Raw genomic sequence first — 24,278 nt, 5'->3', positions numbered from 1 at the left:
AGCTGGACTGTTTGGTTCTGCAAACCCCGCCCGCCGCCGCTTGTTTTACCTTCGTAGTGCCCAGGCCAAAAAAGCCGGGCTGTTTTCCCACCCTTTACGCAGGTTATTTTCTGATGAAAACCGCTGAAATCCACACCCCCAAAGGGGTAATGAAAGTTGAGTTCTACGAGCAGGACGCGCCCAACACCGTTAAAAACTTTACCGACCTGGCCAGCAAAGGCTTCTACGACGGCACTAAGTTTCACCGCGTTATCCCGAATTTCATGATTCAGGGCGGCGACCCCAACACCAAGCCCGGCGCCAAGGGCCAGCCCGGCACCGGCGGCCCCGGCTACAAAATAAAGTGCGAAACCAGCGGCAACAACCAGCACCACGAGCGCGGCGTGCTGAGCATGGCGCACGCCGGCAAAGACACCGGTGGCTCGCAGTTTTTTATCGTGCATGACCGCCAGAATACCGCTCACCTCGACCGCGTGCATACCGTATTTGGCAAAGTAGTGGACGGCCTGGACGTGATTGACCAGATTAGCGCTAATGACGAGATTACCAAAATTGTGGTGAAAGACGAGTAGTCGGTTTTTTAACTTCCTCAAGCCATACACCAGCCTGGGAACCGCTTTGGAGTGGTTCCCAGGCTGGTGTATAAAGTTTTACCACGAGCGGAATATGGCTCGCCCTGAGCTAAGTTGACCAGTTAGTACCAGGCCGGGTCTGGGTTGACCAGTTACCTAATCCTGAAAAAAATGAAAGTTTTATTGGTAGAAGACGACCCGCAGGTGGCGTCATTCGTCAAGAAAGGGTTTGTGCACGAGGGCTATGAGCTAACCGTGGCCTATGATGGGCGCTCGGGCTGGTCGCTCTACCAGCAGCAGCCCTACGACATGGTGATTCTGGACGTGAACCTACCCTACCTTAACGGGGTGGAGCTGTGCCACTTGCTGCGCGGCGGGCAGCAGCGGGTGCCCATTCTGCTGCTCACTTCCCTCGACAGCCTGGCCGACAAAGAGGCCGGCTTTGCGGCCGGGGCCGACGACTACCTGGTGAAGCCCTTCGCGTTTCGGGAGTTGCTGCTGCGCGTGCGGGCGCTCACCAAGCGCTACGCCGAAACCAGCACCCCGCAGCTGCTGCGCCTGGCCGATTTGGAGCTGAACCTGGATGCCAAGATTGTGTGCCGCGCCGGGCAGCGCATCGACCTCACCAGCTGCGAATACTCGCTGCTGGAACACTTGCTGCTCAACCAGGGCCGCATCGTGTCGCGGGTGGATATTGCCGAGCGGGTGTGGGAAGTGGACTTTGACACGACCACCAATATTATTGACGTATATATCGGCTACCTGCGCAAAAAAATTGACCGCGAATTCACGCCCAAGCTTATTCACACCGTTGTGGGCATGGGCTACGTCATGCGCGAGGGGTAGGGCGGCGCGGGCGCGGCAATCCGTGCCGCAGCCCTTCCTCAGCAACCCACTATACTCGTACTACCCAGCATGCTGATTCGCCATAAGCTGATGCTGCGCTTTACCCTGCTGGCCCTGGGCATTCAGCTAAGCTTATCGGCCTGCGTGTACTACGTCAACGCGACCATGCGGGCGGAGCGCTTTCAGCTGCGCCTGGCTAACAGCGCCACGCTGGCCGGCCGCCTGCTGGCGCACCTGCCCCCGCAGCCGGCCCGCAGCCCCGACCTGCTCACGCTGCCCCGCGAGGAAATCAGCCTCTATGGCTCCGACAACTCGCTGCGCTACCGCAGCGCCGAGCACCTTGACCAGGCCGCCAACCGGGAGCGGCTCGCCGGGCTGGGCGCCGGCCAACAACTTTCCTACCCCTCTCAAAACGGCCAAGAAACGCTGGGGATGGCTTTTCCGCTGGGCGCGGCGGCGGGCTACTACCGCATTTTTGTGTCGGCGGAAGACCGGGTGGGCCAGGCGCAGCAGCGGCAGCTGGGGTGGCTGCTGCTGCTTGCCAACGTGGGCGCGCTGCTGCTGACGCTGGCCGCCGCGTGGCTGTTTGCGCGCAGCGCGCTGCGGCCCTTCACGCGCCTGAGCCGGCAGGCGCGGCGCATTTCGGCTACCAGCCTGGGGCAGCGGCTGGCCGAAGGCAACGGGCGCGACGAGCTGGCCCAGCTGGCGCAGGATTTTAACAGCGTGCTGGCCGGGCTGGAGCAGGCCTTTGACGCGCAGAAAAGCTTTCTTTCCCACGCTTCGCACGAGCTGCGCACGCCCCTCACGGGCCTGGTGGGCACCCTCGAAACGGCCCTGGAATATGACACCACGCTACCCGAGGCCCGCCAAAGCCTGGCGGAAAGCCTGGCCGCCGCCCGCCGCCTCGGTGACCTCACCACCGGCCTGCTCAACCTGGCCAAAGTGGATGGCGCGCTGCCGGCCTTTGCGCCCGTGCGCCTCGATGAGTGCCTGAACCAGGCCCTGCGGCTGGCGCGCGCCACCTACCCCGGCCGCGAGTGGCGGCTGGCGTTCCGGCACCTACCCGCCGAAACCGAGGCCGACCTCTTTATGCTGGCCGGCAATGCCGAGCTGCTGACCACAGCCCTGCTCAATTTGCTCGATAACGCGGGCAAATACTCGGTTGGCCCGGTACACACCGAGGTCGGGTACACCGACGCGCACACCCTGCATGTGGGCATCAGCGACGAAGGCCCCGGCCTCTCGGCCGAGGAGCTGGGCCACATCTACGAGCCGCTGTACCACTCGGCCGGGGCGCTGGGCCGGCCCGGCTACGGCCTGGGCCTACCCCTCACCCAGCGCATTATTCAGCGCCACGGCGGCCGGCTGGAGCTGGCCTCTGTACCCGGCCAGGGCACGGTGGCGCAGGTGTGGCTGCCGGCGTTGCCGCAGTAAGGCAGCCGCGTGAGAAGCGTTCTCATCATTTCTCATACGCTTCTCATCTCGTTCTTAAGTCGGGTTGGCACCTTTGCCCCAGTTGCCCGCCGGCCACACTGGCGGGCGGCGCGTTGGCTTTTCTCCCTACCCCCCTTGCTTATGGTAACTTCCCTGAGTGTGCGCCAAACGACTGGCCTGCTGCTGGCAAGCGGCTACTTATTGGTGGCGGTGGCCGCGCTTGCTGCGCCGGCGGCGCTGTGGGGGCTGCTGGTGCTGGTGCCGCTGCATCTGCTCTACTGGCACAATATCCGGCAGCGGCAGCACACGCTGCTGCGCCTCTACCCGGTGCTGGGCAACCTGCGCTTTCTGCTGGAGCGCATCCGGCCCGAGCTGCGGCAGTATTTCTTCGAGTCGGACCTCGATGGCCAGCCCTTCAGCCGCCGGCAGCGCGCCATTGTGTACCAGCGGGCCAAGGATGTGCGCCAGACCGTGCCCTTCGGGATGCTGGCCAACAGCCAGGCCGTGGGCTACGAGTGGCTGGCGCACAGCCTGTTTCCGGTGGCCGTGCGCCAGCCCGAGCTGCGCGTGCGCATTGGGGGTAGGCGCTGCCGGCAGCCGTATAGCGCCAGCATTTTCAATATTTCGGCCATGAGCTACGGCTCGCTGAGTCAGACGGCCATTGAGGCCCTGAGCGGCGGGGCCCGGCTGGGCGGCTTTGCCCACAACACCGGCGAGGTCGGCGTGAGCCCCTACCACCTAGCGGGCGGCGGCGACTTAATCTGGCAAATCGGCACCGGCTACTTCGGCTGCCGCGATGCTGCCGGGCAGTTCAGCGAGGAGCTGTATAAGCAGCAGGCGGCCCACCCTAACATCAAAATGGTGGAGCTGAAGCTCTCGCAAGGGGCCAAGCCGGGGCACGGCGGCATTTTGCCGGCGGCCAAAAACACGCCCGAGGTGGCGGCTATTCGCCGGGTGGTGCCCTACACCACGGTGGCCTCGCCGCCGGGCCACGCGGCGTTTCACGACGTATTTTCGCTGCTGGTGTTTGTGGATAAGCTTCGGCACTTGTCGGGGGGTAAGCCGGTGGGCATCAAGCTGTGCGTGGGCAGTCAGGGCGAGTTTGAGGCGCTGTGCCAAGGCATGCACGTGGCCCGCCTCTACCCCGATTTTATCGCTATTGACGGGGCTGAGGGCGGCACCGGGGCCGCGCCCCTGGAGTTTGCCGACAGCCTGGGCACGCCGCTCTACGATGCCCTCGCGTTTGCCCACCGCCGCCTGCGTCACTACGGCCTGCGGCCGGAAGTGTCGCTGCTGGCGGCCGGCAAAATCATCACCGGCGTCGATATTCTCAAGGCGCTGGCGCTGGGGGCCGACGCCTGCTACAGCGCCAGGGGTATGATGTTCGCGCTGGGCTGCATTCAGGCCCTGAAGTGCGACTCGGGCCGCTGCCCGGTGGGCGTGGCCACCCAGGACAAAAGCCTGTACCGGGGCCTCGACGTGACCGACAAGCGCGTGCGGGTGGCCAATTTTCACAAGCACACCCTGCAAGCCACGGTGGAGCTGATGGCGGCCTGCGGCTTCCGCACCCTGCGCGAAGTCAGCCCCGCCAGCGTTTTCCGGCGGGTAGGCAGCGATGCCGTGCGCAGCTTCGAGGATATCTACGGCCTGGCCGGCACCGCCGCGCCAACCGCCAACACCTACGCCACGTCTTCAACCGTAACCATTTGAATATAATGAGCATACAACACACTCCCGGTGATATTTACGTGACCAAGCTGGACTACGAGCGCCTGACCGACCTGGTGCGGCAGGAGCCGGCGGCTGGCGCCACCCCGCTGGTAGCAGCGCTGCAAAAGGAATTGAAGCGCGCGCATTTGGTGGAGTCGTACGACATTCTGCCGCACGTTGTCACGATGAATTCGCGCCTCAAGCTGCGCAAAATGCGGAGCGACGACGAGCTGCACTTCACCCTGGTGTACCCGCCCGAGGCCGACGCAGCCAGGGAGCGGCTCTCGGTGCTGAGCCAGGTGGGGGTAGCGGTGCTGGGCTGCCGCCTGGGCGACCAGTTTCAGCTGGGCCACCCCGAAGGCCCGGCCAGCTACTGGGTCGAAGCCATTATGCACCAGCCGGAGGCCGCCGGCGACTGGGTCAGCTAGCCCCTACCCCCTCCCGCGCGCGGGATGTTCGGCTTAGCCGGGTTACCCGGCAGCAGGGGGGTAGGGCACACTTTTTAGGTAGCAATTACTCGGCTATCACTAACTAAATTCTCAAAATCAGACATGAAACCCATTTATTTGACCAAAGCTGACCACGCCAAACTACTGGCCCTGGTGCAGGCCGAGCGCCAGGTTAGCGGCAACGAGAGCGTTATGCCGCTGGGCAACGAGCTGAAGCGCGCCAAGCTGGTCGAGTCCACGGCCATTCCGCCCGATGTTATCACCATGAACTCGGTGGTGCGGCTGCGCGAGCTGCAAAGCAAGACGGAGCTGGAAATTACGCTCGTATTTCCGAAGGATGCCAACGTGGCCCAGCGCAAAATCTCTATTCTGGCCCCGGTGGCTACCGCCGTGCTCGGCTGCCGGGTGGGCGGCCAGATACTCTGGCCCGTGCCCAAAGGCACGGCCACGTATGAGGTCGAAGCCATTCTGTATCAGCCCGAAGCGGCCGGCGACCTGACTTGCTAAGCTTTCGTAGCGCGGGCTCGGTGAGCCCGCATTACCTCAACATCTACTTGATGAATTATTTTCTGCTTGGGCTGGGCCTGTGGCTGGGGCCTACCCTGGCCGTAGCCCAGACCCGCCCCCAACCCGCGTCGGCCGGCACGGCATCAGCGCTGAATCGCTACCTGGCCCCGGCCGCCCAGCTCACGCTGCGGGCAGCGCTGGAAATAGCCGAGCGGGTACGCGCCAAAGCCGCTACGCTTGACAAGCAAGTATCAGTGGCCGTGGTAGATGCCAGCGGGCAGCTGGTGCTGCTGAGCCGCGGCGACGGGGTAGGGCCGCACAACACGGAGGCCGCCCGGCGCAAGGCCTACACGGCCCTCTCCACCAAAACCCCTACCCTGCTGCTGGGCCGCAACGCCCGCGCCAACCCCGATACCCAAAACCTCAACACCCTGCCCGAGCTGCTGCTGCTGGGCGGCGGCGTGCCGCTCTGGCACAACGGGCAGGTGGTGGGCGGCGTAGGGGTAGCGGGCGGCGGCAGCGCCGAAAACGACGACCTGTTTGGCCACGCCGCCGCCTTGCCGGAGGCTGGCATTACCATTCCTTAGATGCTTCCAGCGCCGTTTGTCATTGCTTCGCTTTGCTCGCAATGACAAACGGCTTTAGCGTAAACCCACTTTTTCCACTTTTTTCCTTTTCCTTTTGAAAACCCTGATTATTTGCCTTTTGAGTCTGCTGCCGCTGCTGGGCCTGGCCCAGACTACGCTGCCCGCCTACCAGCTTAGCACCCACATTCTCGACATTGGCCAGGGCAAGCCCGCGCCCGGCGTGTTGGTGCGCCTCGAAAAGTACGATGCCGCCAAAAAGACCTGGAGCCAGGTAGCCGAAAAGCAGACCGACGCGGCCGGCCGCATCGGCGATTTCTTGCCCACGGCCGGCCAGAAAGCGCCCGCCACCGGCATCTATAAGCTCGTTTTTATGACTAAGCCCTACTTCGCGGCGCGGCATCAAACGTCCTTCTACCCCTTCATAGAAGTGGTGTTTGAATTGGCCGACGGGGCTCATTACCACGTACCTATCACGTTATCGGCCTTCGGCTACTCTACTTACCGGGGCAGTTGAACGTGAGTAGTTTTTATTAATCTTAGGACTTACGCAAGTGCCGTTTGTCATTGCGAGCGAAGCGCGGCAATCGCACCAGAACGATGGCTGAACGACTGGCGTGGGTGTCGTCCTAATGCGATTGCCGCGCTTCGCTCGCAATGACAAACGGCACTTGCGTAAGTCCTAAATCTGTGAGTTATGAAAAACGCTTTGTTTGCCCTGCTGCTCGCGCCCGCCCTGCTGGCCGGCTGCGAATCAGCTAAGAAAACTACCATCCCTACCCCCCCCACCAGCACGAGCCAGAGGACCAACGGCATCGTGAATAAATACTGGAAGCTGGTGACTCTGGAAGGTCGGCCCGTAACGATGGCTCCCGACCAGGAGCGCGAGGCGTATTTTATGCTGAAAGACAGCAGCCGCGTGACGGGCTTCGGCGGCTGCAACGTGCTCAACGGTCGCTACGAGCTGAACGAGAGCCAGCTGCGCCTGCGCTTCACCAACCTGCTGACGACCCTCAAAGCCTGCCCCGGCCCCGACACGGAGCACGCGTTTCTGGAAGTGCTCAACCAGGCCGACAACTACACCATGCGGGGCGACACGCTGATGCTGAACGTGGGCCGCCGCGCCCCGCTGGCCGTGTTTCACGCCGTGTATTTCTAGGTTTTGGCTGATGGCTTTTAAGGAGTTGGCCTTGCGGCGGGCTGCCGGCTTTTGGGCCGGCTGTCCGCTCCCCGCGAGAACAAGCGGCGCGACCAACGAGCGGACAGCCGGCCCAAAAGCCGGCAGCCCGCTCATTGGTTGCGCCGCTCAGATTCGCTTCCTGAACGGCTTTAGTAAAAACCAGTTGACTTTACTAATTAATGGCTACCTAAGCTCAACCCGCCTCAGCTATGACTACTTTCTTTGCACCGCGTCCGCAAGCGGCTGCCTTACTGCTGTTGGCGGGCCTGCTAACAACCATTGCCATGCCCAACGCGCAGGCTCAAACCGGCCCGCCCTACCCCTCGGCCGCCGCCAGCGACCCGCTTAAGCTGGGCTGGATGCAGGGCTTCCCGCCGCCGCCCGACAAGGTGCTGAGCGTAGAAGACGGCTCGTTTCTGAAGTTTCCGGCGCTGCGCTGGAGCGTGGTGCACATGCGCCAGCTGCTGCCCACCGTGGACGTGTCGCCGGGCCTGGGCGCGCCCGCGCCGCTGCCCCAGGCCCTGGATATGGCGCGCATTGACGCGCTCACGTTCCGGCCCTGGAATTCGACCAAGCCCATGACCTGGCAGGCTTCGCTGGGTGAGAACTACACCGATGGGATGCTGATTATGCACCGCGGCAAGGTGGTGTACGAGCGCTACTTCGGAGCGCTTACGCCGACCGACGTCCACGCGGTGATGTCGCTTACCAAGTCCTTCACCGGCACGCTGGCCGCTATGTTGGTGGCGGAGGGCAAGCTGGACGAAACCCGCACCGTGGCCTCCTACGTGCCGGAGCTTCAACATTCGGGCTTCAGCGATGCGACCGTGCGGCAGGTGATGGACATGACGACGGGCCTGAAATACAGCGAGGACTACGCCGACCCCAAAGCCGAGGTCTGGCAGTTTTCGGCGGCCGGTAATCCCTACCCCAAGCCCCAGGGCTACACCGGTCCCAATGGCTACTACGCCTACCTCGAAACCGTGCAGAAGCAGGGTCAGCACGGCGAAGCTTTTGGTTACCGCACCATCAATGCCGATGCCCTGGGTTGGATTGTGGCGCGGGTTTCGGGCAAGTCGGTGGCCGAGCTGGTATCGGAGCGCATCTGGCGCAAAATCGGGGCCGAGCAAGCGGCTTATTACCAGACGGATGCGCTGGGAACGCCCTTTGCCGGGGGCGGCCTGAACGCGGGCCTACGCGATTTGGCGCGCTTTGGCGAGCTGATTCGCAACGAGGGCCGCTACCAGGGCCAGCAGGTGCTGCCCGCCGCCACCGTGCGGGATATCCGCCAGGGCGGCAGCCGGGCGGCATTCGCCAAATCGGGCCACCCGTAGCTGAAAGGCTGGTCGTACCGCGATATGTGGTGGATGACGGAAAACGCGCACGGGGCCTTCGCCGCCCGCGGCGTGTATGGCCAGACCATTTACATCGACCCCGCCGCCGAGATGGTCATCGTGCGCCTGGCCTCGCACCCCGTGGCCGCCAACGCGGCCAACGACCCCACTTCCCTCCCCGCCTACGAAGCCGTGGCCGAGTACCTGATGCGGCAGAAGTAAGCAGGTTTTGCTACTCGTTATTAGAGCGTCATGCTTAATCTGGCGTTCCGAAGGAAGCATCTCTGCCGCTTCGTTGAACGGCTCACACAAAGCGGTAGAGATGCTTCCTTCGGAACGCCAGATTAAGCATGCCGTTTTAGCGAAACTAAAACCATTTCCTTTTCCTCAACCCTAAACCCCGAACTCATGAAGCCTGCTGAATTATTTGACCTGACCGGCAAAACTGCCATCGTCACCGGCGGAGCCAACGGCATCGGCCTGGCCAGCAGCAAGATGCTGGCTGCCTTCGGCTCCCAGGTAGTAGTGGCCGACCTCAAGCTGGAAGATGCCCAAAAGGCAGCGGATGCCATCAAAGCCGACGGCGGCAAGACCCTGGCCGTGGCCTGCAACGTGACCAAGGACGAGGACCTAACCGCGCTGGTGGACCAGACGCTAAAGGAGTTCGGCGGCCTGCACATTCTAGTGAATAACGTGGGCGGCGGCGGCGCGGGCAAGGAAGGCCCCGACCAGATTACAGTGGCGCAGTTTGCGCGGGTCTTTGAGCTGAACGTGTTCAGCATGTGGCGCTTGTGCCAGCTGTGCGCGCCCCACATGCGAGCGGCCGGCTACGGCTCCATCATCAACATGTCGTCGATGGCCAGCATCAACCACAGCCCAGCCATCAGCGCCTACGCTTCGTCCAAGGCGGCCATCAACCACATGACCCGCAACCTGGCCTTTGACTACGGCCCCATCGTGCGCCTGAACGCCATCGGGCCGGGGGCGGTGCGCACCGGCGCGCTGGCCACCGTGCTCACCCCCGAAATCGAGAAGCGGATGCTGGCCCACACGCCCCTGCAACGCCTGGGCGAGGTGGACGACATCGCCGGCGCGGTGCTCTACTTCGCGGCCCCGGTGTCGGCCTGGGTGAGCGGGCAGGTGCTGTTCGTGAACGGCGGCGGCGAGCAAACGCTGGATTAGGTTTCTGTCTGAATAGGTTAAAGAAGAACGTCATGCTGACGAAAGAAGCATCTCTACCACGCAAGTAACCTCAACGTTTATAGTTAGTTACGCGGGCGAGATGCTTCCTTCGTCAGCATGACATTGTGATAAAATTATAAATATTTTTGATTAAAATTTCCTCCGGTCTTTAGCTCCTTATGAATCCCACCACGTTTACTTTTTTCCAGCTCAACGACGTTCACGGCTACCTCAACCTGCACCAGGAGATATTTCCTGGCCCGGAAGGCTTTACCTATCGGCCCTGCGGCGGCTACGCCCGCCTGGCCACCGTGCTGCACGAGTGGCGGGCGCAGTACCCCGCCAGCCTGTTGTTTGATGGTGGCGACACGTTCCACGGCACGCGGCCGGTGGTGGAAACCAAGGGAGAGATTCTGCTGCCCATTCTGCGCGAGCTGGACATTGCAGGCATGACCGCACACTGGGATTTTGCCTACGGCCCGGCCCAGCTGCATCAGCTGGTGAGCCAGCTTAATTACCCGCTGCTGGCGGCCAACGTCTATGACGAAGCCTCGGGCGAGCTGGCTTTTCCGGCCTGCCGCGTGTATGAGGCCGGCGGGCTGCGCGTGGGCGTGGTGGGGCTGGCCTGCCCCATCGTGGGTTCCAATATGCCGGCCCATTTCAGTGAGGGCCTGCGCTTTAGCAACGGCGACGCCGAGCTGCCGCGCTACGTGGCCCACCTGCGCGAAACCGAGCGCGCCGACCTGGTGGTGCTGCTTTCGCACTGCGGCTTTCCGCAGGATGTGGACCTGCTCACGCGCCACGCGGGCGTGGATGTGTGCCTGAGCAGCCACACCCACCACCGCCTCTACGCCCCCGTGCGGGTGGGCGAGTGCCTGGTGATGCAGTCGGGCGCGCACGGTTCGTTCGCGGGGCGGCTCACACTCACATTAGAAGATGGCCGCATCGTCGGCCACGACCATGAGTTGCGCGAAATCGGGGCCGATATCGTGCCTGACCCGGTGGTGCAGGCCCTCATCGACCAGGCGTTGCGGCCCTACCCCCACCTGCGCGAGGCGGTGGGCATTGTGCGCGGGGCGCTGCACCGGGCCACGTCGATAAACGCGCCGATGGATGATTTTCTGCTCGAAAGCCTGCGCGCCCGCGTGCCAGCCGACGTGTATTTTGCCAACGGCTGGCGCTACGGCGCGCCCGTGCTGCCCGGCCCCGTGCGCCTCGACGACCTCTACAACATCACGCCGATGGACCCCGAAATCGAAACCGTAATGCTGACCGGGGCCGAGCTGCACCAGCTGCTCGAACACAACCTGGAAAGCACCTACAGCCCCGACCCCTTCGCCCAAATGGGCGGCTACGTGAAGCGCACGCTGGGCCTGAAGGTGTATTTCAAAATAGAAAACCAATCGGGCAGCCGCGTGCAGCGGGCCTTCGTGCGGGGCGAGCTGCTCGACCCGAAGCGTACCTACACGGTGGCCTTCGTGACGGTGCAGGCCGTGCCGGCAGCGCTGGGCCGGCAGCGCCGGGGCACCGGCCAGCACGCCGTGGCTGCCATGCGCGCCTACCTCGACCAGCACCGCCCGCTGGCCGTGGGCTGCCCCGAGTCGTTCGTGGTGGTGTGAGCCGGCAGCGCTTATCTGATTCAGCCCCTACCCCCCTTGCAAAGCACGAAGCCGCTCCAGAATAGCTGGGGCGGCTTTTTTGGTTTAGGGTAATTCCTTCACCGTCCAGCCGCAGTGCTTGGGCAGATTATTGCTTTCTGCCAAAGCACATACAATACCCAGCGGCCCTAGTTTCTCGCGCAGCTTCTTCAGCATATCCTGCCGCCGCACCTGGCGGTTTTGTTCTTGCTTGGCTTTCTCCCAGACGGGTAGCGAGGGCCGCACGGCATCCTGGGCCAGAAATAACACCAGGGTAATGCGCTGAGTAGGCCGTAGCATGGCTGCTAGCAGCTCGGCATCCAGCAAAGCATCGTTGCTACGCGCGCCCAGATACAGGCCACCGCACGTGTGTATTGCCTTCTGCATTATTTCTAACAGGAGGGTGCCCAGGCGCATTTCCTCTTTCAAGGCGTGCGCGTGGTGCCGAAAATCCTTCACTTCAATTAGCGTCAGCGTGTGAAACGCCGGCCGGATGCCAGCAACGATATCAACGCCCTTGAGCCCGTCGATTTTTTCCAGCCGGGCTTGGTAAAAGCCCGGCTTGGTTGGGTCTATTTCGTCGTATTTGAAGGCGTACCAATCATCGCTGTTAGGAAAGTCAAATGTATGCTTACCCTCAGGAATCGCCGGCATAATCCTGGTCTAAAGCTTCCTCAAAATCGAATGTCTGCGCCAGTTCCGCATCCAGTGCAGTAATGTGCTCCAATTGAATAAAATCGTTCTTGGTTTCCACCTGAATATCACCTTTTTCGCCTGAATAAAGACCGAAATACCGAACTGGCTTTTGCTTTTTCTGCGCCAGAATATGCAATTCCTTCATCAAAAATAGGCTGTGCGTCGCCAGAATAATCTGAAAGCCCGCCTCGGCCAAATCAGTCAATATAACCGCCATATCCTTGAGCAGCGCCGGGTTCAGGTTGGCCTCCGGCTCATCCCAAAACAGCGTGGTTTCTGGCGTGAGCGTGCCATTAGCAAGTAGTTTATAGAGGGTAGCAAATTTGCGCATTCCCTCAGCTACGAGGTTCATTTCTAAGCGCGGCTGGTCGGGCGCGGTGAGGTAGAAATGGCCAATTACTTCTTCAACTTCACCACCAATTAATTGACTTAATGTTTCTAGAATTACTACTGTATTAATTGCAGGAAATTTAAGAGCCGGAACTGACAATAGCCTTAATAAGTCTGGATAAGTTTCATCTATTGCAACTCTACGATAATCATAAAATGCTAGAATCCAACTCATTGTTAAAACTTCTTTAGCAGGAATAAAAACAGTATCTGGATAGTTTATACTATAATCACCTATTTGGGGAGGAGTATAAGTCGCATGAGATTTATTCTTGGAGAAAGCGAATAAGTAACTGAATTGACCATGAGGGTAAGAGGCAACTATTTCTACTGTCGCCTCTTTTTCTCCTATTCCTCGACGAATTAGTTCTTCGTCTCCATCATTTGGCTGAAAAACATCCCTTAGTTTTTCTCTTATATACTTGCCTTTTTCTTGTGAGTCAAACGTATTTCTACTAATTGTGTTATGCAAGCTATTTAGTGCGACATAACCCGCCTTCAGCACATGCGTCTTCCCCGTCCCGTTCGCCCCCACTAACACATTGAGCCCCGCGCCAAATTCAAATTCGGCATCGGCGAAGACGGTAAAATTGCGGAGGTGCAGGCGCTTTAACATATCACGAAGCTACGTAAAAAGCCCCGCGTATCGGCCGATACGCGGGGCTTTGTGCTAAACAAGGGGGGTAGGGCTAGCGGCGCTTGCGGGGCTTCTCTTCCTCCTCATCGTCGTCATCGCCGAAGCTGGGCATGGTGAACATGGAGGCCAGCAGGTCCTTGAACTGCGCGCCGCCCGTGAGCTTATTGCGCGAGATGAGCGAGTGCTCGGCCAGGCCGTGCAGCAGAAATTCCATGAGGAAATACGTGGTTTCGACGTCCTCTTTGGGGTGCAGCTCCGTCACGATGTCGCGCAGGCCGGGCACTTTGTCGAGGGCGGCGCGGTAGTCGGCGGTGCTGGCATCGCTGAGGATGTCGAGCGTGTTGCCATTGCTAAACCACTCCTGCACCGCCTTGTAGGGCGAGGGACGATTCTTGAGCTTCTTCGACTTGTCGGGGTCGGGGAAGTAGTTGAGAAACAGCGTGCGAATGGCCTTGCCCATGAGCTTTTCGGCCACGATGCCCGCGCCCTCCTGCTCGCCTTCGTACACCAGTTCCACCTTGCCCGTGATGGCGGGCACGGCCGAGACGAAATCGGCCACGCGCACATAAGTCTTCTGCTCGCCATTGATGAGCGCGCGGCGCTCGGCACCGGCAATCACCTGCTCGTAGGCCGAGATGGTGAGGCGGGCCGACACGCCCGACTTGGCATCCACGAACTCCGAGCCGCGGGCCTCGATAGCCACCTGCTCCACGAGGTCGTGGGTGATTTCGTTGGTCGTCACCATGCCTTTCTGCTCCTCTTTGATGCGGGCTTCCTGCTTGGTAATGCGCTTGCCGATTTCAATCGACTTGGGATAGTGCGTGATAATCTGCGCGTCAATCCGGTCCTTGAGCGGCGTCACGATGCTGCCGCGGTTGGTGTAGTCCTCGGGGTTGGCCGTGAACACGAACTGAATATCGAGGGGTAGGCGCACCTTAAAGCCCCGAATTTGGATGTCGCCTTCCTGCAAAATATTAAACAGCGACACCTGAATGCGGGCCTGCAGGTCAGGCAATTCGTTAATCACAAAAATGCCCCGGTGCGCCCGCGGAATCAGGCCAAAGTGAATCACGCGCTCGTCCGAGTACGGCAGCTTGAGCGTGGCAGCTTTAATGGGGTCGGCGTCGCCGATGAGGTCGGCCACCGTCACATCGGGCGTCGCCAGCTTCTCGGTGTAGCGGTCGTCGCGGTACAGCCAGTCAACGGGCGTGTCATCGCCCTTCTCGGCAATGAGGTTTTTGGCGTAAATCGACAGCGGCTGCAACGGGTCGTCATTCAGCTCCGAGCCCTTCACCACCGGCACGTAGGCATCGAGCAGGTTGATGAGCAGGCGCGCGATGCGCGTTTTGGCCTGCCCGCGCAGGCCCAGCAAATTGATGTGGTGCCCGGCCAGAATGGCGCGCTGCAACTCCGGTATCACGGTTTCTTCGTAGCCGAAGATGCCGGGAAACACGTCTTCCTTGTTTTTAAGTTTTTGAATGAGGTTATCCCGCAATTCTTGCTTGACGGTGCGGGGCTGGTAGCCGCTGGCGCGCAATTGGCCCAGGGTGCGGATAGTTTCGTGCTTCATTAGGAAGTAAACCCGCCGAGCGGGGTGGAGGTTCAGCTTACGAAAAGGGAGTTTTAGGACCGGCTACGTGCAAAAAGGCTCCTGCGGCGCGCTCAGCGCGCCCGCAAGAGCCTTTCGCTCGCAATCGACAGTTTTAAAGGCTTTTGCGCCGGTTCTTCTTGTAGTCTTCAAATACCAGTTGCCCCAGTCCTTTCAGGCCCGAATAGTAGGCCTTGCCCTGATTTACCTCCGTGAACTCCTCCACGAATTTCTGCAAGTACGGGTCGGAAGTAATCATAAAAGTGGTAATCGGAATCTTGATGCGGCGGGCGGCAGCGGCCAGGTTCAGCGTTTTGTTCACCACCTTGCGGTCGAGGCCAAATGAGTTTTTGTAGTAGCCGTTGCCTTCTTTGAGGCAGGTCGGCTTGCCGTCGGTTATCATAAAAATCTGCTTGTTCGGCGTTTTGCGCTTGCGCAGCAGGTCCATTGCCAGCTCCAGGCCGGCCACGGTGTTAGTGTGGTAGGGGCCGACTTGCAGGTAGGGCAAATCTTTCACTTCAATCTGCCAGGCATCATTGCCAAACACGATGACGTCGAGCGAATCCTTGGGGTATTTCTGCTTCACGAGCTCGGCCAGGGCCATCGCCACCTTCTTGGCGGGCGTGATGCGGTCCTCGCCGTAGAGTATCATGGAGTGCGAAATATCAATCATCAGCACCGTGCTGGTCTGCGACTTATGCTCGTTTTCGCGCACTTCGAGGTCGCCCTCGGTCAGCATAAAATTGTCGTCGTCCATGCCGTGGTTGAGCTGGGCATTGCGGATAGATTCGGTCATTTGAATCTGCTCCAGCGAGTCGCCGAAGCGAAACTCGCGCAGGTCGGTGCTCTGCTCGTCGCCCTGCCCGGTGTGGGGCGTGCGGTGGTTGCCGCTGTTGCCGCGCTTGAGCTTGCCAAACACCTCTTCGAGCGCCGACTTACGGATTTTCTGCTCCGTTTTGGGCGTGATTTTCAGCTCGCCCCGCTCCTGCTCATTCTCATCGATGTAGCCTTTTTTCTTGAGGTCATCGATAAAATTGCCCATGCCGTAGTCGTTGTCGGTGAGGCTATACTGCTTATCCAGCTCATTGAGCCACTGCAAAGCCTCACCCACGTCGCCGCTGGTAATAGTAATGAGCTGCATAAAGAGCTTGAACAGCTGCTCGAAGCCCTTATCGCCCGCATTTTCATCGGGCACAAAATCACGAAAGCGAACGCCAATAGCCATAATTTTCCAGGTAAATACGTGAGGTGCCCGGCGAATTTCGCCGTAGTTGCGGGCACCTGAATAAGCTACTGCGGCCAACAACGCCCGCGCCGGGAATGTTTCCCTACCCCCCTCTCAAGCGCCATTGGCGGCCGGGCGCGGGCGTAGCCGCCGGTACAGCGCCATGCGCGCCGCCTTGAGCTGGCGCACCGGCCAGGGCAGGCGGTCGGCGGTAATAGTCAGAAATGGCGTCGGAACCGACCCGAAGCTGCGCAAACGCGGGTTACTTGAGGTAGCGTATCATGTAGGTAAGCGAACGTAAACATCCGGCAAAGTAGCGCGTTTACTCTTGGCGGGCTACCCCCTAACTGCGCGCCAACCCTATGAAAGCCATCTGGAACAATACCGTCGTGGCCGAGAGCAACGACACCGTAGTGGTGGAGAATAACCACTATTTTCCCGCCGACTCTATTAAAAAGGAGTTTTTTGAGGACAGCATCGCCCATACTTCCTGCCCTTGGAAAGGCCGTGCCAGCTACTACTCACTGCGCGTGAACGGCGAGCTGAACAAAGATGCTGCCTGGTATTATCCCGAAGCCAGCCCCGCCGCCACGAATATCAAGGACCGGGTAGCGTTCTGGAAGGGCGTTAAAATTGAGAAATAGCCAAGTAGCGCATTTATAAAAAAGCCCCGCCGTGTCAAGCACAGCGGGGCTTTTTTATAAGCTACTAATGACCACTTTACATTACGGCATAGTCACTACCTTGCCCGTGGTGTGTTTGGTTTCAATCTGCTCAAAGGCCTTTTTTACCTCAGCCAGCAGGGAGGTGGTGGCAATTGGCACTTCGAGCTTGCCGGCGTTGGCCAATTCGCCCAGGTGAATGAGGTCGGGCACGCTGGGCTGCGCCATTACGTGCTAAACCTGCCCGGCCAGTCATTTCTATCCATATACTACCCCGCTCTTCTGGGTGCGGCGGCGCGGTGGTTTGGTTAAGTTGGTTCAGCCGGAAGGAGATAGTGCCGAAAGCAAAGCGGCTGCGTATTTGAGATACGCGGGGCACTACCACCGGGACACTACTTGCACAGATGAACAAGCTTTCATACGTTTGTCCTGATTATGCCAGCTCCTACCCCCCCTGCCGACCTGAACCTGACCACTGAGAAGATGGAGAAGGTGGCTTTTCTGCTCAAGACCACGGCCCATCCTACGCGCATCGCCATCGTGCAGCTGCTGGCTGCCCAGGAAAGCCTGTCGGTGACGGAAATCAGCGGGCGGCTGAACGTGGAGCAGAGCCTGCTCTCGCACCACCTCGCGGTCATGAAGCTCAAGGGCATTCTCAGTAGCACGCGGGAAGGCAAAAACAGCTATTATTCGCTGAAAATGCGGGAAATTATTGAGGTGATTCAGTGCCTGGCCGGATGCACTTTTCTGTAAGCTGACGCGCTTTTTTGCTCAACTACCTGAACAAATTTTCATAACTTCATACGTTTTCTTCTTGCGGCATGCTCCATTATCTTGGCTATTTCGCAGCTATTTTCATCGGCCTTTCGCTGGGTATTATGGGTGGAGGCGGGTCCATTCTAACCGTGCCGGTGCTGGTGTACCTAATGGGCGTGAACCCGGTGCTGAGCACGGCCTATTCACTGTTTGTGGTGGGCTCGACTTCGGTGGTGGGGGCTTCGGGCTACTTCCGCAAGGGGCTGGTGTCGCTGAAAACGGCCGTGGTCTTTCTGATTCCTTCGCTGCTGGCCGTGTTTCTGGTGCGCAAGGTGCTGCTGCCGGCCATTCCGCACGAGCTGTTCACGGTGGGCGGCCTCGTTTTTACCAAAGACCTGCTGGTGCTGGTGGCCTTCGCCGTGCTGATGGTGGGGGCGGCCACCTCCATGATTCGCACCCAGCCGGCCGCCCAGGTGCCGGAGGCGGAGCGGCTCTCCAACCAGGCCTTCAACTACCCGCTCATCCTGGGCATTGGGCTGGTGGTGGGTATGCTCACGGGCTTCGTGGGCGCGGGGGGCGGCTTTCTCATCATTCCGGCGCTGGTGCTGGGCGCGCGGCTACCCATGAAGCTGGCGGTGGGCACCTCCCTGACCATCATCGCCCTGAACTCGCTCATCGGCTTCACCGGCGACCTGAGCGCGGGCACGCCCATCGCGTGGTCGTTTTTGCTGGGCTTCCTGGCCTTCGCGCTGGTCGGCATCGTGCTGGGCACTTACCTGGCGCGTTTCATTCCGGGGGCCAGGCTCAAGCCCGCGTTTGGCTGGTTTACGCTGGCTATGGGCACGTTTATTCTTACGAAGGAGCTGCTGTTTCATCACGGCTAAGCTTTTGATTTTCAACTTTTCTCTTTTTTTATTTTCCTGAAAACTCAACCGTTTGTTGATAAAACTCTGGCTCGTTTTTCCTACGCCATTCGGAGCGACTGCGCCCGCGAAATCGTGCTGGCAGGCCCGGCGCGCGCCCAGCGGCCCGGCTACGACGTTGCCCGGCAGCACCATGCTGCCAGCTGGCCGAGGCGGCTCACTAAGTGCGCGCCAGCCGCCCGGCAGTCTTTATTTTTTCCTATCCCTACCCCCCCATGTTGGACTTACTTCGCCAGCCCTGGCCCTGGTACGTGGCCGGGCCGCTCATTGGCCTAACGGTGCCGGCGCTGCTGCTTACTGGTAATAAAGCGCTGGGCATCAGCAGCTCGCTGCGCCACCTGTGCGCGGCCTGCGTGCCGGCCGGCATCCCGTTTTTGACTTATAACTGGCGGGCCGAAAGCTGGAACCTGTTTTTTGTGCTCGGCATCACCATTGGCGGATTTATTGGCTACCGCGTGCTGGGCCACCCCGCCGTGGTGGGCATCTCGCCCGCCACGGTGCACGACCTCCAAACCCAGCTCCACCTCACTGACTTTTCGGGCCTGCTGCCGCGCGAGCTGTTTGCGCTCGACAACCTGGCCAACTGGAAGGGCTGGGTGTTTCTGGTGCTGGGCGGCTTTCTGGTGGGCTTTGGCACGCGCTACGCCGGGGGCTGCACCTCGGGCCACGCCATTTCGGGGCTTTCAAATTTGCAGTGGGTGTCGCTGGTGGCCGTGGTTGGCTTCTTCGTGGGTGGGCTGCTCATGACCTGGGTAATTTATCCGCTGCTGTTTTAAATGAACTTTTGGGCTTTATGAAAAACGTTAAGTATCTGGTGCTGGGCACGTTGTTCGGCGTCATCCTAACCAAGAGCGAGGTTATCAGCTGGTTTCGGATTCAGGAGATGTTCCGCTTCCAGAGCTTTCATATGTACGGCATCATTGGCTCGGCCATTGTGGTGGGCTTGATTTCGATTCAGCTAATCAAGCGTGCTCATATCAAAACCATTAAGGGGGAGCCCATCGTTATCGCCGATAAAAAGTACACCCACGGCACCTGGCTGGGCGGCATTATTTTCGGGCTGGGCTGGGCCATCACGGGGGCCTGCCCCGGCCCCTTGTTCGCGCAGCTCGGCAGCGGCGTGGGCGGGGCGGCAGTGATGCTTGTGGCCGCGCTGGCCGGCACCTGGACCTACAGCGCCCTGCGCGACAAGCTGCCCCTGTAAGCCTGCCCGACCGCCTCCTTACCCTCCTCAGCGCATGAAACCTCCGCAAGACCCGGTGCCCCACCTGCCGCAGCTGGCCCGGCTGCTGATGCTGCTCACGGCCGTGGTGGGGCTGGTAGTGGGGGTAGTGTTCGCTCAGCTTTACGGGCCCGCCAGCCCGCCGCCGGCCGTGGCCCAGCTAGATGAAGCCCAGCTGGGCCCGCCGCCGCCCGGCAGCTACCACCGGCCGGCCACCCCGGCCCCCGATACGGCCCGGCTGCCGCACACCGCGGCCGGCCGCGCCATCCGCTACGGGCGGGCGCTGGTGGCCCGCACGGCGGCGTATCTGGGGCCGCAGGGCACGGTGGCGCACCTCACCAACGGCATGAACTGCCAGAACTGCCACCTGCAGGCCGGCACCCAGGGCTTCGCCAACAACTACCTGGCCGTGGCCGCCACCTACCCCAAGCGGCGGGCGCGCTCGGGTGCCGTAGAAGGCATCGGGAAGCGCGTGAACGACTGCCTGGCGCGCAGCCTCAACGGCCGGGTGCTGCCCGATAGCAGCCGCGAGCTGCGCGCCATCGTGGCCTATATGACGTGGCTGGGGCAGGGAATTCCGAAGGGTAGAAAGGTATATGGCACGGGCCTCGTGAAACTGCCTTACCTGGACCGGGCCGCCGACCCGGTGATTGGCAAGGCCGTGTTTGCCAGCAAGTGCCAGCGCTGCCACGGGCCCGCCGGCCAGGGCCAGCCGCTGGCCAGCGGCGGCTACCAGTATCCGCCGCTGTGGGGCCCGCACAGCTACAACGACGGCGCGGGCTTGTTTCGCGTGGGCAGCCTGGCGCGCTACGTGAAAGCGGCCATGCCTTTGGGCGCAACTTTCGACCAGCCTCAACTCACCAACGAGCAGGCCTGGGACGTGGCGGCCTTCATCAACTCGCAGCCCCGCCCCCACCTGCCTACCCCCCTCGATTGGCCCGATGTCAGCCGCAAGCCGGTGGACCACCCGTTTGGGCCTTACACTGACGCCTTTTCGGAGCGGCAGCACAAGTTTGGGCCGTGGCTGCCCATCGTGGCCGCCCACCCGCAGCTGGCCAGCGCCAACTAGCAGTTGCTAATTGAATGAGCGGTGCATGAAGCTGGCGGCAGCTTTGGTTAAATTACCCGCACCTTTGCGCCCACGTATCGCTGCCTGCCAACCGCGCGGCGGGGCGATTTCCTGAGTCATTTTCTCAGCTTACCCCATGTTCGACGTTCTGCTCCGCTTTCTGCGTACCCGCTTCCTGCTCACCGACGACATGGCGGAGGCAGTCGAGATTCGAGCCGACGTAGAGGCGGGAATTGCCTTTCGGGGCACCAATCTGTGGGTATTGATTTTTGCCATCCTGGTGGCTTCGGTGGGGCTGAATGTTAATTCTACGGCCGTCATCATTGGGGCTATGCTCATCTCGCCGCTCATGGGGCCCATCGTGGGCATCGGCTACGGGGCCGCCACGATGGAAATCGACCTGATTCAGCGCGGGGTCAAAAGCCTGCTCACGGCCAGCCTGCTGAGCCTGCTGGTGTCGGCGCTCTACTTCCGCCTCACGCCCCTCACCGATGCCGGCTCCGAGCTGCTGGCCCGCACCACACCCACTACTTGGGACGTGCTGATTGCCTTGTTTGGCGGGGCAGCGGGGGCCGTGGCCCTCACCCGGCGCGAGCACAGCAACGCCATTCCCGGCGTGGCCATTGCCACGGCCCTGATGCCGCCGCTGTGCACGGCCGGCTACGGGCTGGCCACGGCGCACTGGTCGTTTCTGTTCGGGGCGCTGTACTTGTTTTCGATTAACTGCGTATTTATTGCCCTATCTACCTTTTTGGTGTGCCGGGTGCTGCCCCTACCCCGCCACACCTTCGACAGCGACCGGCGGGCCCGGCGCGTGCGGCTCGTTATCTGGGCGCTGGCCCTGCTCACGGCCGCGCCCAGCGTGTACCTGGCCATCGGCATCGTGCGCGACGGCACCTTCTCCCACAACGCCCAGCGCTTCGTGGATGAGCAGCTGAACCGGCCCGGCACGTTCGTCGTCACCAGCCGCATTCAGCCCCGTGCGTACACCATCAACGTGCTGCTGGCTGGCCAGCGCCTCACCGCCGCCCAGCTGCAAAAGGCCCGCACCGAGCTGCCGCGCTACCGGTTGGATGATGCTATTCTAACCGTGCGCCAGGGCCTGGCCCGCCTCGACTCGGCCGATACGCGGGCCCTGCGCAGCAGCGTGCTCGAGGATGTGCGCAGCCGCCAGGAGCAAACGCTGGTGAGTTACGAAGGCCGCCTGGCGCAGCTGCAGCAGCTGCTGGCCCACCCCGACAGCCTCACGGCCGGCCTGCCCGGCGCGGCGGCCCTGCTGCGCGAAGTGCAGATAGAGCACCCCACCGTGCGCCAGCTGGGGCTGAGCCGCCTGGTGCGCCCCGCCACCGACTCGCTCCGGGCCGATACCACCGTGCTGGTCGCCGTGCGCACCCGCCGCCCGCTCCCCGCTGCCGAGCAGTAGCGCCTGGCCGCCTGGCTGAGCCTGCGCGCGGGCAGCCAGCAGGCGGTGCGCCTGCTGGTTGATAGTCAGAATGCGCCGGCTACCCCCCCTCCGGTTAGCAAACCGGCCCAGGGGCGGGGTAGCAGGCACTAGAACTCAGCCAGAGAATTTATTTTCCCTAACTCGTTTTAGTACCTACCTATTTTAGTACCTGCCTACTTTGCGGCTGCTTACGCCGCTTGATGCGCGAAAAAGGAAGGGCAGCCAGTTGTTTTTCACGGTAAAAAGCAGCCTGCTAAACGAGCGTTCGGCAGGCTGCTTTTTTAGCACTCGCTGGGCAACCAGCTACTTTTTACCCGCCAAAATCTCGTCCACAACCAGTGGGTCGAGCAGCGTGGTGGTGTCGCCCAGGTTAGTGGTTTCGCCTTCGGCGACTTTGCGCAATATCCGGCGCATAATTTTACCGGAGCGGGTCTTAGGCAAGCCGCTGACCAGCTGTATTTTATCGGGCTTGGCAATGCGGCCGATGGCGGCCACCACGGCTTCGATGATGCTGGCCTCGGCCTTTTGAATTTCCAGGTCGGTGGTGGGCAGGCCGTGGCGACAGATAACGTAGGCGTAGATGCCCTGGCCCTTCACGTCGTGGGGGTAGCCCACCACGGCGCTTTCCACCACGTAGTCGCTCTGGTTGATGGCGTTCTCGATTTCGGCAGTGCCGAAGCGGTGGCCGCTCACGTTTATCACGTCATCGACCCGGCCGATGATGCGGTAGAGGCCCTGCGCGTCGCGCCGCGCGCCGTCGCCGGTGAAGTAGTAGCCGGGGTAGGGCTGGAAATACGTCTGGCGGGCGCGCTCGTGGTCGCCCCAAGTGGTGCGGATAATGCCTGGCCAGCTGGCTTTTATCGCCAAATAACCCTCTTGGTCGTTGCCGTCGATTTCGGTGCCGTCCTGGTTCAGCAGCACGGGCTGCACGCCGGGCAGGGGCAGGCCGGCGCGGGCGGGCACGCTGGGCGTGATGCCGGCCAGGGCCGACAGCATAATGCCGCCGGTTTCGGTCTGCCACCAGGTATCCACGATGGGGCAGCGGCCCTTGCCCACGTGCTGGTCATACCAGTGCCAGGCTTCTTCATTAATAGGCTCGCCCACTGAGCCCAGGATGCGCAAACTGCTGAGCGAGTAGGCCAATACGTGGTCCACGGAGTGAGCCATAAGCGAGCGGATGGCGGTGGGCGCGGTGTAAAAAATGGTGACGTGGTGCTTGTCAATGACCTCCCAAAACCGGCCCGGCGAGGGGTAGGTCGGCACGCCCTCAAACAAGAGCGTGGTGCCGCCGGCCAGCAGCGGGCCGTAGAGGCCGTAGGTGTGGCCCGTGACCCAGCCAATGTCGGCGGTGCACCAGAACACGTCGTTTTCCTCGATTTGAAACACGTTGCGGAACGTGTAATCGGCCCACACCATGTAGCCGGCCTGGGTGTGCACCACGCCCTTGGGCTTGCCGGTGCTGCCGCTGGTGTAGAGGATGAACAGCGGGTCTTCGGCCGCCATTGTTTCGGCAGGGCAGTCCCTGGCCACGTCTTGCACCTCCTCGTGAAACCACACGTCCCTACCCTCCCACATTTGCACGGGCCAGCCGGTGTGCTCCACCACAATGACGCGCTGCACGGAGGAGCAGCTTTCCAGGGCCTCGTCCACCACGCTTTTCACCGGAATCTGCTTGGCCCCGCGGTTCAGGCCGTCGGCCGTGAGGATGCAGGTGGCCTGGGCGTCGTTCACGCGGTCGGCGATGGCCGAGGCCGAGAAGCCGGCGAAGATGACTCCGTGCACCGCCCCAATGCGGGCGCAGGCCAGCACGGCCACCGCCAGCTCGGGTATCATGGGCATGTAGAGCACCACGCGGTCGCCCTTCCGCACGTCGTTCTTTTTCAGCACGTTAGCGAACTGGCACACCCGCGTGTGCAGCTCGCGGTAGGTGAGGCGCAGGTGGCGGGTTTTGGGGTCGTTAGGCTCAAAGATGATGGCCAGCTTGTTGGCGCGCTGCTCCAGGTGGCGGTCCAGGCAGTTTTCGGTGAGGTTGAGGGTAGCGCCCGCGTACCAGGTGCTGGTGCCGGCCGGCGAAAACTCGCCGCCGCGCACAGTATCCCACTTTTTGCGCCAGGTAAACGGCTCGGCCGCGGCGGCCCAGAAGGCATCGGGGTCTTCTATGCTATGCTGGTAGTCAGCGTGGTATTCTTCGAGCGTGCGGGTGCGAATGGCGGACATATTTGAAAGGGGAA

The 24,278-nt window shown here is 61.4% G+C and carries 22 protein-coding genes and 2 pseudogenes; 19 read left to right on the top strand and 5 right to left on the bottom strand.

What is annotated here, in order from left to right:
- Nucleotides 1-113 precede the first annotated feature (113 nt).
- The 12 genes and pseudogenes from A0257_02540 (at nucleotide 114) to A0257_02485 (ending at nucleotide 11,417) form a co-directional block, all read left to right on the top strand.
- The gene (locus A0257_02540; protein AMR26082.1) at nucleotides 114-572 is read left to right on the top strand and encodes a cyclophilin; all 459 of its coding nucleotides are present in this window, start codon (nucleotides 114-116) and stop codon (nucleotides 570-572) included.
- A 171-nt stretch (nucleotides 573-743) separates the two neighbouring features.
- A complete protein-coding gene (locus A0257_02535) occupies nucleotides 744-1,418 on the top strand; it encodes a DNA-binding response regulator (protein ID AMR29595.1) in 675 nt (224 codons plus the stop codon).
- Between the two features lie 69 nt (nucleotides 1,419-1,487).
- Complete coding sequence (locus A0257_02530; GenBank protein ID AMR26081.1) at nucleotides 1,488-2,852, top strand: hypothetical protein; 1,365 nt, start codon at nucleotides 1,488-1,490, stop codon at nucleotides 2,850-2,852.
- A 210-nt stretch (nucleotides 2,853-3,062) separates the two neighbouring features.
- Nucleotides 3,063-4,496 (top strand): annotated as a pseudogene (locus A0257_02525) (glutamate synthase).
- Nucleotides 4,497-4,567: 71 nt separating this feature from the next.
- Nucleotides 4,568-4,990, top strand: coding sequence for a transcription elongation factor GreAB (locus tag A0257_02520; GenBank protein ID AMR26080.1), 423 nt, complete (start codon nucleotides 4,568-4,570; stop codon nucleotides 4,988-4,990).
- A gap of 123 nt (nucleotides 4,991-5,113) precedes the next feature.
- Complete coding sequence (locus A0257_02515; GenBank protein AMR26079.1) at nucleotides 5,114-5,518, top strand: transcription elongation factor GreAB; 405 nt, start codon at nucleotides 5,114-5,116, stop codon at nucleotides 5,516-5,518.
- Between the two features lie 50 nt (nucleotides 5,519-5,568).
- Complete coding sequence (locus A0257_02510) at nucleotides 5,569-6,105, top strand: hypothetical protein (protein AMR26078.1); 537 nt, start codon at nucleotides 5,569-5,571, stop codon at nucleotides 6,103-6,105.
- 94 nt (nucleotides 6,106-6,199) lie between these two features.
- Nucleotides 6,200-6,619 carry a 5-hydroxyisourate hydrolase gene (locus A0257_02505; GenBank protein ID AMR26077.1) on the top strand — a complete coding sequence of 140 codons (420 nt, stop codon included), beginning with the start codon at nucleotides 6,200-6,202 and terminating at the stop codon, nucleotides 6,617-6,619.
- A 180-nt stretch (nucleotides 6,620-6,799) separates the two neighbouring features.
- The gene (locus A0257_02500) at nucleotides 6,800-7,261 is read left to right on the top strand and encodes a hypothetical protein (protein ID AMR26076.1); all 462 of its coding nucleotides are present in this window, start codon (nucleotides 6,800-6,802) and stop codon (nucleotides 7,259-7,261) included.
- A 230-nt stretch (nucleotides 7,262-7,491) separates the two neighbouring features.
- Nucleotides 7,492-8,838: pseudogene (locus A0257_02495) on the top strand (6-aminohexanoate hydrolase).
- Between the two features lie 186 nt (nucleotides 8,839-9,024).
- Entirely contained in the window at nucleotides 9,025-9,798 is a 774-nt protein-coding gene (locus tag A0257_02490; protein ID AMR26075.1) for a 7-alpha-hydroxysteroid dehydrogenase, read from the top strand.
- 179 nt (nucleotides 9,799-9,977) lie between these two features.
- Nucleotides 9,978-11,417 (top strand): bifunctional metallophosphatase/5'-nucleotidase, encoded by a 1,440-nt coding sequence (locus A0257_02485; GenBank protein AMR26074.1) that lies wholly within the window; start codon nucleotides 9,978-9,980, stop codon nucleotides 11,415-11,417.
- An 84-nt stretch (nucleotides 11,418-11,501) separates the two neighbouring features.
- On the opposite strand, the gene A0257_02480 is transcribed toward A0257_02485, so the two are convergent.
- The 4 genes from A0257_02480 to A0257_02465 form a co-directional block, all read right to left on the bottom strand.
- Nucleotides 11,502-12,089 (bottom strand): hypothetical protein, encoded by a 588-nt coding sequence (locus A0257_02480; GenBank protein ID AMR26073.1) that lies wholly within the window; start codon nucleotides 12,087-12,089, stop codon nucleotides 11,502-11,504.
- A complete protein-coding gene (locus tag A0257_02475; GenBank protein ID AMR26072.1) occupies nucleotides 12,073-12,483 on the bottom strand; it encodes a hypothetical protein in 411 nt (136 codons plus the stop codon). Before A0257_02475 ends, A0257_02480 begins: the two co-directional genes overlap by 17 nt.
- A 727-nt stretch (nucleotides 12,484-13,210) precedes the next feature.
- Nucleotides 13,211-14,728 carry a magnesium chelatase gene (locus A0257_02470; GenBank protein ID AMR26071.1) on the bottom strand — a complete coding sequence of 506 codons (1,518 nt, stop codon included), beginning with the start codon at nucleotides 14,726-14,728 and terminating at the stop codon, nucleotides 13,211-13,213.
- Between the two features lie 133 nt (nucleotides 14,729-14,861).
- Nucleotides 14,862-15,971 (bottom strand): hypothetical protein, encoded by a 1,110-nt coding sequence (locus A0257_02465; protein ID AMR26070.1) that lies wholly within the window; start codon nucleotides 15,969-15,971, stop codon nucleotides 14,862-14,864.
- A gap of 362 nt (nucleotides 15,972-16,333) precedes the next feature.
- Between A0257_02465 and A0257_02460 the strand changes: the two genes are divergently transcribed.
- From A0257_02460 to A0257_02430, 7 genes are all read left to right on the top strand, one after another.
- Nucleotides 16,334-16,615, top strand: a complete 282-nt coding sequence (locus A0257_02460) for a hypothetical protein (GenBank protein AMR26069.1) — start codon at nucleotides 16,334-16,336, stop codon at nucleotides 16,613-16,615.
- A gap of 501 nt (nucleotides 16,616-17,116) precedes the next feature.
- Nucleotides 17,117-17,386: a transcriptional regulator gene (locus A0257_02455; GenBank protein AMR29594.1), complete on the top strand. Its 270-nt coding sequence runs from the start codon at nucleotides 17,117-17,119 to the stop codon at nucleotides 17,384-17,386.
- 68 nt (nucleotides 17,387-17,454) lie between these two features.
- Nucleotides 17,455-18,273, top strand: a complete 819-nt coding sequence (locus tag A0257_02450; protein AMR26068.1) for a permease — start codon at nucleotides 17,455-17,457, stop codon at nucleotides 18,271-18,273.
- A gap of 254 nt (nucleotides 18,274-18,527) precedes the next feature.
- On the top strand, nucleotides 18,528-19,088 hold the full coding sequence (locus A0257_02445; protein ID AMR26067.1) for a hypothetical protein: 561 nt from the start codon (nucleotides 18,528-18,530) through the stop codon (nucleotides 19,086-19,088).
- Between the two features lie 17 nt (nucleotides 19,089-19,105).
- Nucleotides 19,106-19,516: a transporter gene (locus A0257_02440; GenBank protein AMR29593.1), complete on the top strand. Its 411-nt coding sequence runs from the start codon at nucleotides 19,106-19,108 to the stop codon at nucleotides 19,514-19,516.
- 169 nt (nucleotides 19,517-19,685) lie between these two features.
- Nucleotides 19,686-20,603, top strand: coding sequence for a cytochrome C (locus A0257_02435; protein AMR29592.1), 918 nt, complete (start codon nucleotides 19,686-19,688; stop codon nucleotides 20,601-20,603).
- Between the two features lie 136 nt (nucleotides 20,604-20,739).
- The gene (locus A0257_02430) at nucleotides 20,740-22,026 is read left to right on the top strand and encodes a hypothetical protein (protein ID AMR26066.1); all 1,287 of its coding nucleotides are present in this window, start codon (nucleotides 20,740-20,742) and stop codon (nucleotides 22,024-22,026) included.
- 324 nt (nucleotides 22,027-22,350) lie between these two features.
- On the opposite strand, the gene A0257_02425 is transcribed toward A0257_02430, so the two are convergent.
- A complete protein-coding gene (locus tag A0257_02425) occupies nucleotides 22,351-24,264 on the bottom strand; it encodes an acetyl-coenzyme A synthetase (protein AMR26065.1) in 1,914 nt (637 codons plus the stop codon).
- Nucleotides 24,265-24,278: the final 14 nt, after the last annotated feature.

Origin of the sequence: Hymenobacter psoromatis, assembly GCA_001596155.1 — a bacterium.
In the GTDB taxonomy this organism is placed as follows: Bacteria; Bacteroidota; Bacteroidia; order Cytophagales; family Hymenobacteraceae; genus Hymenobacter.
Note: the sequence above shows the minus strand (reverse complement) of the source record. Positions and strands in the feature narration are given on the sequence as shown.